Source organism: Streptomyces sp. NPDC040610, assembly GCF_055594065.1.
Map to the genome: position 1 here is coordinate 127,297 of NZ_JBVIXA010000017.1, position 16,440 is coordinate 143,736.

Genomic DNA, 16,440 nt, shown 5'->3' on the forward strand with positions numbered 1-16,440 from the left:
GCCCTGCCGTACAGTGCCGGGCGCGCTCCGACGCGAGGACACGCGGAAAAGATCGACCTCGCACACAACATTCACAGCTTCGGCTTCCTCCGTACCGGCGCGGGACCTAGCCTCCATGCCTCATGGACTACTGCCACGCGTGCCACCGGCACCTCAACGGCGCCCTCGCCTGCCCGGGGTGCGGCACCCCGGCCGAAGCCTGCCGTGAGTACGCGGAGGCGCTCGCCGCCCAGGACGAGCCCGACGGCCTCGACGAGACGGACGAGGAGCCCTCGGCGGGCGGCCGGGTCCGGGGTCGCGGCCGCCGCAGGGAGCGCGGCCGCCGGGCAGCCCAGCACCGCCGCAGGCGCCGCAAGGTCATCCTGATCGCCGCGGGCGTCGCGCTCGCCGCCGGTGGCCTGAGCCTGGCCGAGCTGGGCACGGAGTCCGCGTCGGACGACTCGAAGACGACGTCGGCTCGGGACCGCGAGGAGTCGGCGGGGGAGTCGGAGGGCGCCGGGGCCGGGGGCGACGGGCAGGGGGTGGGGGCGTCGGCGGAGCCGGTGGCGGAGTCGACGGGCGGTTCGCCGTCGGCGTCCGAGTCGGATTCGGCGAAGAAGGCGGCCAAGGACGGCAAGGACGGCAAGGGCAGGAAGGCCGCCGAGGACGGCAAGGGCACCCAGGGCGCCGAGGGCGACGAGGGCGAAGGCGCCGACGGGGACGCTCAGGGTGCCGACGGCGGCACCGGTACGGCGACCGGCGGCACGGGCACGTCCGGCGGCCCGGACCCGGACCCGACCTCGGGCAACCCCACCACGAGCCCGCAGAACCCGGACCCGAAGCCGTCCGCCACGAAGCCCCCGAGCGACCCGGACCCGGACCCGAGCCCGTCGGAGACGTGCGACCGGTTCCTGTGGTGGTGCACGTAGGGAGCGTTGCCGTGCCGGTGCGCCCAGGGCGTGTTCCCGAGGCGGTGCGCCCAGGGCGTGTCCCCGAGGCGATGCCCCGAGTGCTCAGCCGCCGAGCATCCGCCGCAGCAGCTCCCGCAGTGACTCCCGCTCCGTGCGGGACAGCTCGGCCAGCGGCTCCCGCGCGAAGTTCAGGGACTCCCGCAGGCTGCGCGCGGTCGTGAGCCCCTCCTCCGTCGGCGCGGCCAGCTTCACGCGCCGGTCGGCGGGGTCGGGCCGCCGCTCCACCAGGCCGCGCGCCTCCAGGCGGTCCACGATGCCGGTCACGTTCGACGGCTCGCACTTCAGCTTCTGCGCGATGCGCCGCATCGGCATGGGCTCCAGCGAGAGCAGCCCGAGCACCCGCGCCTGCGCGCCGGTCAGCGCGTGCTTGCCCGCGGCGACGTCGTACTCCTCGTAGTAGCGCGCGACCACGGCGCCGATCAGCTCCACGACCTCAAGGGTCAGCGGATCGACGCGCGGGGCGGGGGTGTCCGGGTTCTGGGTGGCCATGGCTCCAGGTTACCCATTTACTTGACAACGTGAAATATCGAAGCGCATGCTTATTTCAGAACATGAAGCATTAGGGCTCCGAGCTGACCGCTCCCGGCCCCGCCGCCCCCAGCCTGAGGAGGACACCCCTCATGTCCGCAGCCCCCGAGCAGCTCCCGGCCACCGGCCGCGCCTGGCACCTCGTGCGTCGCCCGCACGGCTGGCCGGTCCCGGAGGACTTCGCGCTCCGCGAGGTCCCGGTCGAGGCCCCCGCCGAGGGCCGCGTCCTGGTCCGGAACCTGTACTTCTCGGTCGACCCGTACATGCGCGGCCGCATGAACGACGTGAAGTCCTACATCCCGCCGTTCCAGCTGGACCAGCCCATGGACGGCGGCGCGGTCGGTGTCGTCGTGGCGTCGAACGCGGACGGCTTCGCGGTGGGCGACCACGTGCTGCACTTCGGGGGCTGGCGGGAGTACGCGTCCGTGCCCGTGTCGTACGTGACGAAGGTGGACCCGGAGGCGGCGCCGCTGTCGGCGTACCTCGGCGTGCTGGGCATGACGGGCCTGACGGCGTACGCGGGCCTGCTCGAGGTGGCGTCCTTCAAGGAGGGCGACACGGTCTTCGTCTCCGGTGCGGCGGGTGCCGTCGGCAGCGAGGTCGGCCAGATCGCCCGGCTCAAGGGCGCTGCGCGCGTCATCGGCTCGGCGGGCTCGGACGAGAAGGTCAAGCTCCTCGTCGAGGAGTACGGCTTCGACGCGGCGTTCAACTACCGCGACGAGCGCCCGGTCGTCGACCAGCTGAAGGAGGCCGCCCCCGACGGTGTCGACGTCTACTTCGACAACGTCGGCGGCGAGCACCTGGAAGCCGCCATCAGCCGCATGAACGTGCACGGCCGGATCACGATCTGCGGCATGATCGCGGGCTACAACGACACCGAGCCGACGCCGGGCCCCCGCAACATGGCCATGATCATCGGCAAGCGGCTCCGGGTCCAGGGCATGCTCGTCCAGGACCACCAGGACCTCCAGCAGCAGTTCGTGCGCGAGGTCGGGGCTTGGGTGCGGTCGGGCGAGCTGAAGTACAACGAGACGTTCGCGCGCGGAATCGAGAGCGGCGCGGAGGCCTTCCTCGGCATGCTGCGCGGCGAGAACACCGGAAAGATGATCGTCTCCCTGGACGCGTGACCCTCACCTTCCGCAATCCGATAACCTAATTCCACAATCGCCGGGTCGGCGGGCGCGCGACACGGCACACCCCAGGAGGGATCGGCAGTTATGTCCATCCAGAACATCGACGTCAAGTACACCGCCGTGGCCACCGCGGAGAACGGCCGCGACGGCCGGGTCGCCAGCGACGACGGCAAGCTCGACGTCGTCGTGAACCCGCCGAAGGAGATGGGCGGCAGCGGCGCGGGCACCAACCCCGAGCAGCTCTTCGCCGCCGGCTACAGCGCCTGCTTCCAGGGCGCGCTCGGCGTCGTCGCCCGCCGCGAGAAGGCCGACATCTCCGGTTCCACCGTCACCGCGAAGGTCGGCATCGGCGCGAACGGCGAGGGCGGCTTCGGCCTCGAGGTCGAACTCACCGCCTCCATCCCCAACGTGGACGCCGCCACGGCACAGTCCCTCGTGGAGAAGGCCCACCAGGTCTGCCCCTACTCCAACGCCACCCGCGGCAACATCAAGGTGGACCTGAAGGTCGCCTGAGCCTTTCCCCAACCCCGCCCCTGCCCGAAACCGGGGGCTGCGCCCCCGGACCCCCGCTGTCGGCGCTCCGCGCCTCGTCCTCAAACGCCGGACGGGCTGAAAGATCTGCCGCACCGGCGACACATCCAGCCCCTCCGGCGTTTGAGGAGCGGGGTCTGGGGCGGAGCCCCAGGATCGGGTAGGGGTGGGATTGGGGAGCCCCCGGCAAGGCCTACCGCACCCCGAACAGCGCCCGCCCCACCTCGGCGAACACCCCCTTCGGGTGCCCCCGGAACAATGGCTCGGTGCCGAAGAGGACGACCTTGGTGGAGCCGCGGGTGCCGCTGACCACGGATGCCTCCCCGGCCGCGTCGGCGGGGCCGCCCGCGCCGGAGGAGTCGGCGCGCCAGTGGCCGGAGACCAGGGGCTTGCCGCCCGCGTAGGCCTGCTCGACCCGGACGCCGTCGCCGAGGCCCGTGAACCACAGGGGCGCGTAGACGAAGCCGTACCCGGAGCCGGAACCGGCCACGGGGCCACCGGCGTTGCGCACGCGGACCACGCCGTTGGCGTCGCCGTTGCCCTGGACGGCCGTGACGGGCAGGAGCCCCGCGGCCTCGTTCAGGGCGACACCCCCGGCGCCCCGCCCGACGAGCCCGCCGCCCCCGGCGAGGAACGCGTCGAGCCGCTTGCGCGCGGCGGGCTTGAGCTCGGCGCGGTCGAGCCCGGAGGACACGAAGAGGACGTCGGCCCTGCGCCAGTCGAAGCCGTCGTTGAGGACGGCGGTCGACACCGGCAGCACGTCGAAGTTCATCTCCCGCAGCGCGAACAGCTCCCCGGGCGTCACGGCCGCGGCGACCCGCGTGCGGCGCACCACGTCCTTGCCGCGCGCCTTGGTCGCGGAGAACGCCACGTCGTACTTCCCGGCCGCGTCCCGGGCGGCCCGCCGCGCCGAACCCGGCACGATGACGCTGCCGCCGTCGGCGGCCCGGCGTACTGAAACACCGTCACCGGTGAGGGAGTTGAGCGCGGCCACCTCGCGGGGGTCGTCCAGGCGAAGGCGCAGGTCACCGCGCGGGGCGACATAGCCGACGCGTGCAGCGGACTGGACGGAACGCGACGGCACGGCGGCGGGGTCGCCCTTGCGGGCGGAGACCACGGACGCGCCCCACAGCCGGCCGAGGCTCCAGCCCGAGATGTCGTACATCGCGGAGACCTTGTCGCTGATGTCCCGCCCGTCCGCGAGGATCACGTTCGCGATGCCCCGCTTGGGCTGGCGCATGTCGACGACGTACGAGCCCTTCGCGTACGAGGTGTTGCCGAGCCGGAAGTCCCGGGTGGCACGCCGGACGCGGACGTCGTTGGCGAGGAGATGGTCCACCAGGCGGGCGGTGGCGGCGGCGGAGCGCTGCCGCTTGCCCGCCGGGATGACGTACGCACGCGGGAACTCGGTCGTGTAGACGTCCTCCGGGCCGATGCCCGGCACACCCGGCACGGTCTCCTCGGAGATCTCCACCGGCTGCGCGCCCGCGGCCCCGCGCCGGAACACCTCGATCTGGTCGGCGATCAGCGACGCGCGGTGGCCGCGCGCGTAGTCGAGCGTCGCCTTCATGGCCGCGCCCGCGATGTCCACGTTGATGGCGGAGCGGCGGCGCAGCTCGGCGGCGGGCTGGGAGTCGTACTCCTCGTTGTTGACCTGCATCGGGAACTCGATGGTGTGCGCCGCGACCGCACCGTGGAACGGCATGTACTGCGGCGTGAAGATCGGCGGCCAGTCGTCCCAGCCCTCCTGCTGGTCGCGGAAGGGGATGACCGCGGGCAGCACGCCGTCCTTCTGCTCGGTGTAGCCGAGGCCGTTGACGGCCTTCTCCATGCCGAGGGCGTTGGCGTAGCTGTTCTTCAGGAACAGGTCGTACTCGTAGTTCTCGCCGTGCGGCGGGGTGGTCGGCTCGATGAGCGTGCCGTTCACGTACCCGTGCAGGTCGAGCATCATCGTGGGCTGCTTGTCGATCGCGATCCGCCGCACCGCGCGCGTCTCGGACTGGGTCGCGGTGATGAAGTCCCGGTTCAGGTCGAAGCCGTTGGCGTTCTCGCGGGTGCCCGCGATCCGCCCGTCGGGGTTCATCGTGACGTTGAAGTAGAGGCGGTGGCGGGCGAGCAGGTCGCGGGTCTTGGCGTCCTTGGCCTTCGCCAGCCTCTCGATGAGCTTCAGGGCGGCATCGGTGCCCTCCCACTCGTTGCCGTGGATGTTGTTGTTGATGAACACCGGCGCCTTGTACGCGGACTTCAGTGCCTTGTCCTTGGCGGCGGCCGAGGGCGCGTTCTCGATGCGGTCGCGCATCTTCTCCTGCCGGGCGGCCTCGCGCGCCGACTCGGGCGCGGTGACCGTCACCAGATACAGGTCGTGCCCTCCGGCCGACCGCCCGGCTATCTCCACGCTGACCCGGTCGCCGATGCCCTGGATCTTGTTCAGCCGGGGCGCGATGGCGTGGTACGGGGTCAGGCCCAGCTTGATGGACTTGTCGGCCGGGTTCTTCGGCACCGCGGCCAGCTTCTGCTCGCGCGGATAGCCGCGGCCCTGTCCGGTGCGGGCGGCGCCCGCGCTGTCGTCGAGCGCGCGCTCCGCGGCGCTCTGCGGGGCCCGCGCGGCCCGGTCGGGCGAGTCCAGCGGGGCCTCGTCGCGGATCACCGGCCGGGGCGCGGGGTCGGCGCTCGCGCCGCCGGGGGTGAGCGCGGTGAACAGGAGCGTGCCCGCGGCGGCGGATGCGGTCAGGAGCACGGGTCTCGATGGGCGGGATATCCCCATACGTACCTCCGAAGCGTGGGCCGTTCGCCGACCCGAGGGACCAGTCGAGAGATCAGTAGGGGAGGTCTACAGGGTGAAATCGCGCGCAACAAGGGGGTATTCACGAAACAGCCACCCCACCCGCACCGATCCCGGGCCGCCACCGCGCGCCGGATAAGGTGTGCCGCATGCGTGAACTGGGTCGTGGATTCGGCTATCTGGTGAAGGGGCAGCGCTGGGTCGCCCAGCACGGCAAGCAGTTCGGATGGGGACTGCTGCCGGGACTGATCACCCTCGTGCTGTACGCGGGCGCGCTCGTCGCGCTCGCCCTGTGGGGCACGGACTTCGTCTCCTGGGCGACGCCGTTCGCCGACGACTGGTCGGACCCGTGGCCGGGCCTGTTCCGCGGCTTCCTGACGGTCCTGCTCTTCGCCCTGGCCCTGCTGCTCTCCGTGGTGACCTTCACCGCGGTGACGCTGGTGATCGGCGAGCCGTTCTACGAGTCCCTCTCCGAGCAGGTCGACATCTCCGTGGCGGGCTTCGCACCCGAGTCGGGCCTGCCGCTCTGGCGCGAGCTGCTCATCTCCGTCCGCGACAGCCTCCGCATCGTCGTACGGGCCGCGATCTGGGGCGTGCTGCTCTTCGGCCTCGGCTTCGTGCCGGTCGTCGGCCAGACCGTGATCCCCGTCCTCGGCTTCTTCGTCACCGGCTTCTTCCTGGTGGAGGAGCTGACGGCGGTCGCGCTGCAGCGCCGCGGTGTGCGGCTGCGCGACCGCCTGGCCCTGCTCCGGGCCCGCAAGTCCCTGGCGTGGGGCTTCGGCGCCCCGCTCGCGGTCGTCTTCCTGGTGCCGTTCGTCGCCGTGTTCCTGATGCCGGGCGCGGTCGCCGGGGCGACGCTGATGGCACGGGACCTCATGGGTGAGGACGCCGGGGCCGACGACGACTCCGACGACGACGCCGACTCCGACTCCGGCGACGCGAGCGGGACTCCCCGGCCGGACGGCCGGGGCGCGCCTACCGCCCGTTAGCCTCCACGGCCGTCACCACGATCTGCCGCACCTGCCCGATGATGTCGACCCGGTTGCGGACGAACTCCGCGTCCGTGACCGTGCCCGTCGCCGGGTCGGTGTTCCCGGCGCCGAACTGGAGCACGGGCGTGTGCACATGGCCGCCGGGCAGCCGGTCGTGCAGCCCGAGCCGGTCGCGCAGCAGCGTGGCCCGGTAGGCGATCTCGTTGGACAGATAGTCCCCGCCGCCGCCCGCCCGCGCCACCGACCCCGGAGTCGGCCCGTCCGGCCGCTGCACCGGAGTGCTGCCGCCCGCCGGGATCTCGGTCACGGCCGTGTTGTCGTACACGGGGAAGCGCCCGGTGTCCGCCGCCACGATGTCCTTGTACGGGAGGGTGGTCGTCGTCCACTGCGGCTGCGAGGCCGGGTCGGTGACCGGCACGGTGCCGGTGCTCGACAGGTTCTCGTTGTCCCCGAACCCGCCCCGCCAGGCCCCGTTGGTCCGCTCGATGTCGAACTTGCCGACCCGGCCCTGGCTCACCGTCGTGAACAGGTCGACGCGTGGCAGCTGCCGCCGCAGGACCCGCTCCACCTCGCCCTCGGCGAAGTCCGTCCAGCGCACCGGGAACACGGCCGTCTCGATGCGCACCGGACCCTCGGCGGTGCGGACGACGGTGCCGTCGAGGGCGAGCGCGGAGGCCCCGGAGGGGTTGCTGATGCGGGTGTCGCGGTCGAGCGTGAACGGGTCGAAGCCGGTCACGAGGACCCGCTTCATCCGGTGGCCCTTGGGATAGCTGATCGTGTCCTGGCCCCGGGACGTCGTCTCCAGCTTCCCGAGCAGCCGCTCCCGCCGGTCGTCCCCCAGCTCGAACCCGCGTGGCTCCAAGACCCGCAGTGCCCGCGTCATCCCGAGCCGCGCCCAGTACAACGGTCGGTCGTCGTCCCGGCTCAAGTCCCCGCCCAGCGGCCCGCGCCCCTGCGCCCGGTCCACGGCCCGCCGCCACAGCGCCTGCCCCTCGCGCACGACGAGCCGCTCCGCCTGCGCGTAGGAGCGCACACGGCCGAGGTCCCGCGCGAAGTCGGGCGCGACCCGGTCGAACCCGGCGCGCCGCAGGATCTCCTGGGGCGCCGCGCGGTCGAGGCGCTGCTCCTCGACGGTGGGCGCGCCGGCCCGGACGGCGTCGGCGGCCGACGCGGGCGGTACGAACGTCCCGGCGAGGAGCACGGCACCGAACACGCCGTACACGCCGAGCCGTCGGCCTGATATCCCGGGAGTGGGGGACGTAGCCACGAGAGTCCTTCCGTTGCAGGTGAGGTGGCCGAAGTATCGCGGGACGGGGGTGGTTGGCGCCATGCCTCCACGCCGGGCATTCCGCCGCGGGCCTTGCGGTCCGCGCGCGCTGCGGTTCTTGCGTTCGGTGCGTGGCGTGGGCCGTGCGTTTCGCGGGCACGCCGGGTCGTGTGTTCGGTGCGCGCCCTGGGCCGTGCGTTCCGCACGCACCCCGAGCCTTACGTCCCGCGTGTGCCCGGGGCCTTACGTCCCGCACGCACCCCCAGCCCTCAGTCCGCCCCGCCGCAGGGCTACGCCGAGCCCCCGCCCGCCTCCCGCAGCGCCGCCAGGAACGGGGCCACCGCGGGCGGCGCCGTCCGGCCCCGCGCCGTCGCCGCGTACACCACCCGCGCGGGTACCCCCTCGTCGCGCACCGGCACCAGGGCGATGTCCGGCCGCGCCCCCTGTGCCGCGAGCGCCGGGACCAGGGTCACGCCGAGGCCCGCGGCGACGTACCCCTGCTTGGCCGTCCACTCGCCGACCACGTGCGCGATCCGGGGCCGGAAGCCGTGCCGCAGCGCCGCGTCGAGCAGGGTGCCCGCCGGTTCGGGGCTGCCGGAGATCCAGTCCTCGGCGGCGAGCCGGTCGAGGCCGACGCGGGGCTCGGCCGCCAGCGGGTGGCCCGCGGGCACGGCCACGTACAGCGTCTCGTCGAGCAGGTGGTGCAGCTCGTAGGCGTCATCGGTGAGGGGGCCGCCCGTCGTCGACACGACGGCCAGGTCCAGCTCGCCCTCCGCGAGCCGCCCGAGCAGCGGCCCGGTGAAGCCCTCCTCGCGCGCGAGGGTCACACCGGGGTGGCGGGCGCGGAACAGCGCGATGGCCCGGGGCACCAGCGCCGCGTCCGCCGTGGCGAACGCCCCGAACCGCAGCAGCCCGCCCGCCACGTCGTCCAGGTCCGCCAACTCCCTCCGCAGCAGCCCGAGTTGGCGCAGCGCGGCCTCCGCGTGCGGCAGCGCGGCCCGCCCGTGCGCGGTCGGCCGCACCCCGCGCGCCAGCCGGTCGAACAGCGGCGCGCCTCCCAACGCGCCCTCCAGGGAGGCGATCTGACGGGACACGGCGGACTGCGTCCAGCCCAGGCGCCGCGCGGCCGCGGTGAAGGACCCGTGCCGGGCCACCGTCACGAACGCGCGCAGCCAGACGGTCGACACATCGGCCGCGACGTCGCTCGACGCGTCACGCGCGGTATCGCTCAGGGCATGCGGATCATGCATGCTTCCCATGCTAGGCATTCGCTTGTGGCATCACCTGCCCGGGCCTAGCGTCGTACGCATGGAACGGAACAGGGAACAGCGCACGGAACAGCACACGGAACCCGGCACCGATCAGCAGGACCAGGCCGTGCGGGCCGACCGGCCCGCACCCGCCCCGCACCAGCGCGTCGCCTTCCTCGGCCTCGGCCACATGGGCGCCCCCATGGCCCACCGCGTCCTGACCGCCGGGCACCCGCTGACCGTGTGGAACCGCACCGCCGCGAAGGCGGAACCGCTCGTCGCGGCGGGCGCACGCCCCGCCTCCTCGCCCGCGGAGGCCGTCCGCGACGCCGACGTGGTCATCACGATGCTCGCGGGGCCGGACGCGCTGCGGGACGTCGCCGACGAGATCGTGCCGGTGCTGCGGGAGCGCGTCGGTGTCCACTGGGTGGAGATGTCGACCGTCGGGCCCGACGCCGTACGGGAGCTGGGGGAGCGGGTGCCGGACGGCGTCACGCTGGTCGACGCGCCCGTGGCGGGCAGCACGGACAAGGCCGCGGCGGGGCGGCTCGGCATCCTCGCGGGCGGCGACGCCACCGCCGTCGAGCCCCTGCTGGCCCACCTCGGCACGGTGACCCGCACCGGCCCCCTCGGCTCGGGCGCCGCGCTCAAGGTCGTCGTGAACACCGCCGTGCTCGGCGGGGTCGCCCTGGTCGCGGAGTCGATGGCGCTGGCCGACGCGCTGGGCCTGGACCCGGAGGTGGCGCGGGGCGTCCTGGCACAGGGGCCGCTCGGAGGCGCCGTCGCCCGCGCCTTCGCCACCGACGTGCACTTCGGCAACGGCCTCGCCGCGAAGGACGTGGCGCTCGCCACGAGCACGACGTGGCTGCCCGCGATGGAGGCGGTCCTCGGCCACTACGAGGCCGCGGCGGCGGACCCGGCCGTGGCCGACGAGGACATCGCCGCGGCCGTCACCCACATCCGCGACACCCGCAAGCCCCGCACCTGACGCACCACCAGTCACCCACCACCCACCAGCAGCCGCCCACGGGCCACCACCCCCGGCCCGCCCCCAAGCCTGCCCGCATCCCGACTTCAGGAGCCCGGCCCCATGCACGTCACCCTCGACAACCCCGCCACCGCACCCCAGCCCCTCGGCCCCTACTCCCAGGTCGCCCGCGTCCAACTCGTCGACGGCGGCGCCCTGTTGTACCTCTCCGGACAGATCGCCGAAGGCGCGGACATCGCCGAGCAGACCCACGGCGTCTTCGCGACCCTCGCCGCCCTCCTGGAGGCGCACGGCGCGACGCTCGCCGACATCATCAACATCCGTACGTTCCTGACGGACATGGACGACCTGCCCGGCTACGCGGCCGTGCGCCGCACCTACCTCACCGGGACACCGCCGACGAGCACCACGGTGTCGGTCCCGCGGCTGTTCAGGCCGGAGGCCCTGATCGAGGTGGAGGTGGTCGCTAGCCGCCCGGCCGGGCGGCCGTGACCCCCCGGTGGGCCATCTCGGCGAGGCGCGACTGCCCGTCCTTGCTGGGGTGGAACCAGTCCCAGTGGCTCAACTGGTCCCCGTCGAAGTGGAAGTCGAAGACGGCCCCGCCGTCGTACCGGCAGCGCTGATCCTTCGCGCAGACGTCCTTGAGCACCTTGTTGTACGCCACCACGCGGTCCTGCACCGACTGGCGCCGGTCGGTGGCCGCCCGGCCCATGTTGTCCGCGTCGGCCAGCATCGACTTGCAGATGCCGAGCTTCCACACCTGCTTGCCGAGCTGGTTGGTGCGCCCCGTGGACCAGAGCCGCTTCAGATCCGGCACGCTCGCCACGTACACCTGTGTCTTGGGCTGGGTGCGGCGCAGCGCCCGCAGGGCGTCCTGGAAGTCGGCGCGGAACTCCGCGACGGAGGTCATCTCGTCGGCCGACGACCGGCAGGCGTCGTTGGCGCCCGCCATCACCGTCACCAGCTCCGGATCGCGCGCCGCCGCCCGCTGCATCTGCCCCGGGAGGTCGGCCATCCGCGCGCCGGTCTTGGCGTAGTTCCAACTGTGCGTCGCCGCGCGCTGCTTGCCGAGCAGCCGCCGCGCGAGGCTGCGCACCTCGTCGTCGCTGCCGGTCGCCCAGGACGCCTCGGGGCAGTCCGAGAGCACCGAGCAGGCGTCGAAGCCGCGCGTGATGGAGTCGCCGACGGCGGCGAGGGAACGAGGGCTGGTGTCCCAGGCGGGGGCCCGCTTGGGGGCCGCTCTGTCCTGGGCCGACGACCCGCCGGGCGCCGCGGAGTCGCCGCCCGACGCGTCACACGCGGTGAGCGTGGCGAAACCGGTGAGAGCCGCCGTCGCGAGGGCGACGGCGGCCCGTGCGCGGTGCCTTGAATTCCGCATCCTCGTCCCCTCTGTCGTCCAACGTGACGTCGCGCGGACCGTTCAGGTTGCGTCCCGCCGAGTGCTCATATGTCCCGTGCGCGGTCCCGGGACACCCAACCGGGGGTTTCCGGGCCTCCCAGCGAGTGAAACCCAGGGGGTTCCCGGCATGCGGACCGACGGTACGTCACACTCCTTGCCTCGCCGCACGGTAGCCTCGCGACCCAGTGGCACCCGATTTTCTCGGTTCCGCTAAATTACATCACGTCACATCTGTCCCCTTTTTTGACTTTCCCCGCTTTTGGGGAATATCGCTCGGCACGGGCGCGAGGCCGCTGGGGAAGGCGTACCTCGTCCCACACTGGAGGTCCCGGTGACGACACGTGGAGTTCTGTACGTGCACTCCGCACCGCGCGCGCTGTGCCCGCACGTCGAGTGGGCCGTCGCGGGCGTGCTCGGCGCACGCGTCAGCCTCGACTGGATTCGACAGCCCGCGGCGCCCGGCACATGGAGATCCGAGTTCTCCTGGCAGGGCTCGGCCGGCACCGCCTCCAAGCTCGCCTCCGCGCTGCGCGGCTGGGACCTGCTGCGCTTCGAGGTCACGGCCGAGCCCAGCGCGTCGGCCGAGGGCGAGCGCTACAGCGCCACCCCCCGGCTCGGCATCTTCCACGCCGTCACCGGCATCCACGGCGACATCCTGATCCCCGAGGACCGGCTGCGCGCCGCCCTCGCCCGCTCCCAGAGCGGTGAGAGCGACCTGGCCGCCGAACTGGCCAAGCTGCTCGGCAAGCCCTGGGACGACGAACTGGAGCCGTTCCGGTACGCGGGCGAGGGCGCCCCGGTGCGCTGGCTGCACCAGGTCGTCTGAGCGCACGTACGCAGAAGGCCCACCCGGTGCGACCGGGTGGGCCTTCTGCGTACGTACACCGGACGGTGGTTACACCGTTCGGAAGGCGAGGACCACGTTGTGGCCGCCGAAGCCGAACGAGTCGTTCAGCGCCGCGATCGTGCCCTCGGGCAGCGGGCGGGGCTCGCCGCGGATGATGTCCGCGTCGACCTCGGGGTCGAGGTTGTCGACGTTGATCGTGGGCGGGGCCACCCGGTGGTACAGCGCGAGGACCGTCGCGACGGTCTCCACGCCACCGGCGCCGCCCAGGAGGTGACCGGTCATCGACTTCGTCGAGGCGATCGCCATGTGGTCGACGTCGTCGCCGAACGCCTGGCGCAGCGCCTTGATCTCACCGACGTCGCCCTGCGGGGTCGAGGTGGCGTGCGCGTTGATGTGCACGATCTCGGCGGGCTTCAGGCCGGTGTTGTCGACCAGGTGCTGCAGCGCCGCGGCGATGCCGTTGCCGGACGGCTCGGGCTGCGTGATGTGGTGCGCGTCCGCGGAGATGCCCTGGCCGACGGCCTCCGCGTAGATCCGCGCGCCGCGGGCCTTGGCGTGCTCCTCGGACTCCAGGACGATCACGCCCGCGCCCTCGCCGAGCACGAAGCCGTTGCGGTCGCGGTCGTAGGGGCGGGACGCGCCCTGCGGGTCGTCGTTGTTCTTCGACATCGCCATCATGTTGCCGAACGCGGCGATCGGCAGCGGGTGGATGGCCGCCTCCGTGCCACCGGCGACGACGACGTCGGCACGGCCGGTGCGGATCATCTCGATCGCGTAGCCGATGGCCTCCGCGCCGGACGCGCAGGCCGAGACCGGGGTGTGCACCCCGGCGCGGGCGTTCAGGGTGATGCCGACGTTCGCCGCGGGCGAGTTGGGCATCAGCATGGGAACCGTGTGCGGGGAGACGCGGCGTACGCCCTTCTCCTTCAGCACGTCGTACTGGTCGAGGAGGGTCGTCACGCCGCCGATGCCGGAGGCGATGACCGCGCCGAGCCGGTCGGGGTCGACAGCGGTGTCCTCGCCCGCCTTCGCGGTGAAGCCCGCGTCCTTCCAGGCCTCGTCGGCCGCGACCAGCGCGAACTGCGCCGAGCGGTCGAGCTTGCGGGCCTGCGGGCGCGGGATGGTCTCCGTCGGCTCGACGGCGATCCGCCCGGCGATGCGGACCGGCAGCTCGGCCGCCCAGTCCTCCTCGATGAGGCTGATCCCGGAACGGCCTGCGAGCAGACCCTCCCAGGTCGATGCCGCGTCGCCACCCAGCGGTGTGGTTGCGCCGATACCGGTGACGACCACGGTGCGATTGGTCGAGTTCACTGGATTTCTCTCTCCACGATTTGGTTCAGATGCGGATGCGGCGGCGCCACCGCCGGGTGGCGGCTGGCAAAAGCCCCGGCCGGCACGAGCCTGCGGTCGTCAGGCTCGGACCTGTTGTCAGGCCTGGTGCTCGAGGATGTACTTCGTCGCGTCGCCGACGGTCTTCAGGTTCTTGACGTCGTCGTCGGGGATCTTGACGTCGAAGCGCTCTTCGGCGGCGACGACGACCTCGACCATGGACAGCGAGTCGACGTCGAGGTCGTCGGTGAAGGACTTGTCCAGCTGGACGTCCTCGACCGGGATGCCGGCGATCTCGTTGACGATCTCGGCGAGACCGTCGACGATCTCCTTCTCAGTGGCGGCCATGTTGGCGCTCCTTCGTATGTATCCAGAGGGTGTGGCGGCAGCCGCGTGGATCCGAAGATCCGCAGCGGGTGCCTAGGGGAGGGTAACGACCGTGGCGGCGTACACGAGACCCGCCCCGAAGCCGATGACGAGCGCGGTGTCGCCGCTCTTCGCCTCACCGGTCGCCAGAAGCCGCTCCATAGCGAGCGGAATCGAGGCGGCCGAGGTGTTGCCGGTGGTGCGCACGTCACGGGCGACCGTGACGTGCTCCGGCAGTTTCAGAGTCTTCACCATCGAGTCGATGATCCGCTCGTTGGCCTGATGCGGAATGAAGACGTCCAGGTCGTCCGCGGTGATTCCGGCCGCGTCCAGCGCCTGCTGGGCGACCTTCGCCATCTCGAACACGGCCCAGCGGAACACCGCCTGGCCCTCCTGCGTAATGGCAGGGAACTTGTCGGGGGCGCCGTTGCGGTACGCCTCCCACGACTCGGTCTGCTTGATCGTGTCGGACTTGTCGCCCTCCGAACCCCAGACCGTCGGGCCGATCCTCGGCTCCTTGGAGGGGCCCACGATCACCGCGCCCGCGCCGTCGCCGAACAGGAACGCCGTCGCCCGGTCGTGCAGGTCGGTGAGGTCGCTCAGCCGCTCCACGCCGATGACGAGGACGTACTCGGCGGAGCCCTCCACGACCATGCCCTTGGCGAGGGTCAGGCCGTAGCCGAAGCCGGCGCAGCCCGCGGAGATGTCGAACGCGGCGGGCTTGCCCGTGCCGAGCTTGTCCGCGATCTCGGTGGCGATGGCCGGGGTCTGCTTGAAGTGCGAGACGGTGGAGACGATCACGGCGCCGATCTGCTCGGGCGTGATGCCCGCGTCCGCGATGGCCTTGCCGGACGCCTCTACGGACATCGCGGCGACGGTCTCCTCGTCGGAGGCCCAGTGGCGGGTCTGGATGCCGGAGCGGGAGCGGATCCACTCGTCGGACGAGTCGATCGTCTCGAGGATGACCTCGTTCGGCACGACCCGCGTGGGTCGGTAGCCGCCGACGCCCATGATCCGCGCGTACGGGGCGCCCTGGCTGGGCTTGATCTTCGACATGCGCTACGGCTCCTTGTCTCGCTCAGGAATGCTCGGCGACGAGCGTGCGGGCCGCGTCGAGGTCTTCGGGGGTCTTCACCGCGAGTGTCTTGACGCCCTTGAGCGCGCGCTTGGCGAGACCGGTCAGGGTGCCGCCGGGGCACACCTCGATCAGCGCCGTCACACCGAGCTCCTTGAAGGTCTCCATGCACAGGTCCCAGCGGACCGGGTTGGCGACCTGGCCGACCAGGCGGGAGACCACGTCGGCACCGGCGCCGACCGGCTTGCCGTCGCGGTTGGAGATGTAGGTGAGCCGCGGGTCGGCGGGCGCGAGACCGGCGGCGGCCGTCTCCAGGGTCGCCACCGCGGGCGCCATGTGCTCCGTGTGGAAGGCGCCCGCGACCTTGAGGGGCACCACCTTGCGGACGCCCTCGGGCTTGTCCTCCGCCAGGGCGGCGAGCTGCTCCAGGGTGCCCGCGGCCACGATCTGGCCCGCGCCGTTCACGTTCGCCGGGGTCAGGCCCAGCTTCTCCAGGTGCGGGAGGGTGACCTCCGGGTCGCCGCCGAGCAGCGCGGCCATGCCGGTCTCGGTGACGGCGGCGGCGTCGGCCATGGCCAGGCCGCGCTTGCGCACGAACCGCAGGGCCTCGTCCTCGGTGAGCACACCGGCGTACGCGGCGGCCGTGATCTCGCCGACGCTGTGCCCGGCGACGGCGCCGGGCGCGATGTCACCCAGTGCCGCGGCGGACAGCAGGCCGGCGGCCACGAGCAGCGGCTGCGCCACGGCGGTGTCACGGATCGCGTCCTCGTCCGCCTGCGTTCCGTAGTGGGCGAGGTCGAGCCCGATGGCGTCCGACCAGGCGGCGAGCCGGTCGGCGGCACCGGGGAGGTCGAGCCAGGGAGTCAGGAAGCCGGGCGTCTGAGCGCCTTGGCCGGGAGCGACGAGTACGAGCACTCTCACACTCTCTCTTGTGGACAGTACGAACCGCCCGTGGGGACAGGGACGAAGAACCGCTGAGGGAATTGTAGAACCCCAACAAAGA

At 72.5% G+C, this 16,440-nt stretch carries 16 protein-coding genes; 7 read left to right on the forward strand and 9 right to left on the reverse strand.

Annotated elements, in window-relative coordinates:
• Positions 1-122: 122 nt before the first annotated feature.
• Complete coding sequence (locus ACZ6AA_RS36805; protein ID WP_468449535.1) at positions 123-908, forward strand: SCO2400 family protein; 786 nt, start codon at positions 123-125, stop codon at positions 906-908.
• Between the two features lie 84 nt (positions 909-992).
• On the opposite strand, the gene ACZ6AA_RS36810 is transcribed toward ACZ6AA_RS36805, so the two are convergent.
• On the reverse strand, positions 993-1,439 hold the full coding sequence (locus ACZ6AA_RS36810; RefSeq protein ID WP_468449534.1) for a MarR family winged helix-turn-helix transcriptional regulator: 447 nt from the start codon (positions 1,437-1,439) through the stop codon (positions 993-995).
• A 131-nt stretch (positions 1,440-1,570) separates the two neighbouring features.
• Here ACZ6AA_RS36810 and ACZ6AA_RS36815 point away from each other — a divergent pair, with 131 nt between their 5' ends.
• Together ACZ6AA_RS36815 and ACZ6AA_RS36820 are read left to right on the forward strand one after the other, a co-directional pair.
• A complete protein-coding gene (locus ACZ6AA_RS36815) occupies positions 1,571-2,605 on the forward strand; it encodes an NADP-dependent oxidoreductase (protein ID WP_468449533.1) in 1,035 nt (344 codons plus the stop codon).
• Between the two features lie 90 nt (positions 2,606-2,695).
• Entirely contained in the window at positions 2,696-3,124 is a 429-nt protein-coding gene (locus tag ACZ6AA_RS36820; protein ID WP_468480898.1) for an organic hydroperoxide resistance protein, read from the forward strand.
• 211 nt (positions 3,125-3,335) lie between these two features.
• On the opposite strand, the gene ACZ6AA_RS36825 is transcribed toward ACZ6AA_RS36820, so the two are convergent.
• A complete protein-coding gene (locus tag ACZ6AA_RS36825; protein WP_471462846.1) occupies positions 3,336-5,906 on the reverse strand; it encodes a M14 family zinc carboxypeptidase in 2,571 nt (856 codons plus the stop codon).
• A 167-nt stretch (positions 5,907-6,073) separates the two neighbouring features.
• Here ACZ6AA_RS36825 and ACZ6AA_RS36830 point away from each other — a divergent pair, with 167 nt between their 5' ends.
• Positions 6,074-6,913 (forward strand): EI24 domain-containing protein, encoded by an 840-nt coding sequence (locus tag ACZ6AA_RS36830; protein WP_468449530.1) that lies wholly within the window; start codon positions 6,074-6,076, stop codon positions 6,911-6,913.
• Here the strand turns inward: ACZ6AA_RS36830 and ACZ6AA_RS36835 are convergent.
• Together ACZ6AA_RS36835 and ACZ6AA_RS36840 are read right to left on the reverse strand one after the other, a co-directional pair.
• Positions 6,900-8,138 (reverse strand): pyroglutamyl-peptidase I, encoded by a 1,239-nt coding sequence (locus ACZ6AA_RS36835; protein ID WP_468450158.1) that lies wholly within the window; start codon positions 8,136-8,138, stop codon positions 6,900-6,902. The two genes, ACZ6AA_RS36830 and ACZ6AA_RS36835, sit on opposite strands and share 14 nt — an antisense overlap.
• A gap of 335 nt (positions 8,139-8,473) precedes the next feature.
• A complete protein-coding gene (locus ACZ6AA_RS36840) occupies positions 8,474-9,433 on the reverse strand; it encodes a LysR family transcriptional regulator (RefSeq protein WP_468449529.1) in 960 nt (319 codons plus the stop codon).
• Between the two features lie 58 nt (positions 9,434-9,491).
• Here ACZ6AA_RS36840 and ACZ6AA_RS36845 point away from each other — a divergent pair, with 58 nt between their 5' ends.
• Positions 9,492-10,421, forward strand: coding sequence for an NAD(P)-dependent oxidoreductase (locus tag ACZ6AA_RS36845; protein WP_471462848.1), 930 nt, complete (start codon positions 9,492-9,494; stop codon positions 10,419-10,421).
• A gap of 102 nt (positions 10,422-10,523) precedes the next feature.
• Positions 10,524-10,913: a RidA family protein gene (locus ACZ6AA_RS36850; protein ID WP_468449527.1), complete on the forward strand. Its 390-nt coding sequence runs from the start codon at positions 10,524-10,526 to the stop codon at positions 10,911-10,913.
• On the opposite strand, the gene ACZ6AA_RS36855 is transcribed toward ACZ6AA_RS36850, so the two are convergent.
• Entirely contained in the window at positions 10,888-11,799 is a 912-nt protein-coding gene (locus ACZ6AA_RS36855) for an SGNH/GDSL hydrolase family protein (RefSeq protein WP_468449526.1), read from the reverse strand. The genes ACZ6AA_RS36850 and ACZ6AA_RS36855 overlap by 26 nt on opposite strands.
• 352 nt (positions 11,800-12,151) lie before the next feature.
• Here ACZ6AA_RS36855 and ACZ6AA_RS36860 point away from each other — a divergent pair, with 352 nt between their 5' ends.
• Positions 12,152-12,646 carry a DUF3145 domain-containing protein gene (locus ACZ6AA_RS36860; RefSeq protein WP_380857411.1) on the forward strand — a complete coding sequence of 165 codons (495 nt, stop codon included), beginning with the start codon at positions 12,152-12,154 and terminating at the stop codon, positions 12,644-12,646.
• A gap of 69 nt (positions 12,647-12,715) precedes the next feature.
• Here the strand turns inward: ACZ6AA_RS36860 and fabF are convergent, their stop codons facing one another.
• The 4 genes from fabF to ACZ6AA_RS36880 all read right to left on the reverse strand — a co-directional run bounded on the left by fabF (position 12,716) and on the right by ACZ6AA_RS36880 (position 16,352).
• Positions 12,716-13,978: a beta-ketoacyl-ACP synthase II gene (gene fabF, locus ACZ6AA_RS36865; protein WP_468449525.1), complete on the reverse strand. Its 1,263-nt coding sequence runs from the start codon at positions 13,976-13,978 to the stop codon at positions 12,716-12,718.
• A 117-nt stretch (positions 13,979-14,095) separates the two neighbouring features.
• A complete protein-coding gene (locus ACZ6AA_RS36870; protein WP_030358543.1) occupies positions 14,096-14,344 on the reverse strand; it encodes an acyl carrier protein in 249 nt (82 codons plus the stop codon).
• A gap of 72 nt (positions 14,345-14,416) precedes the next feature.
• Positions 14,417-15,418 carry a beta-ketoacyl-ACP synthase 3 gene (locus ACZ6AA_RS36875; protein WP_468449524.1) on the reverse strand — a complete coding sequence of 334 codons (1,002 nt, stop codon included), beginning with the start codon at positions 15,416-15,418 and terminating at the stop codon, positions 14,417-14,419.
• A 22-nt stretch (positions 15,419-15,440) separates the two neighbouring features.
• Positions 15,441-16,352 (reverse strand): ACP S-malonyltransferase, encoded by a 912-nt coding sequence (locus ACZ6AA_RS36880; RefSeq protein ID WP_468449523.1) that lies wholly within the window; start codon positions 16,350-16,352, stop codon positions 15,441-15,443.
• Positions 16,353-16,440: the final 88 nt, after the last annotated feature.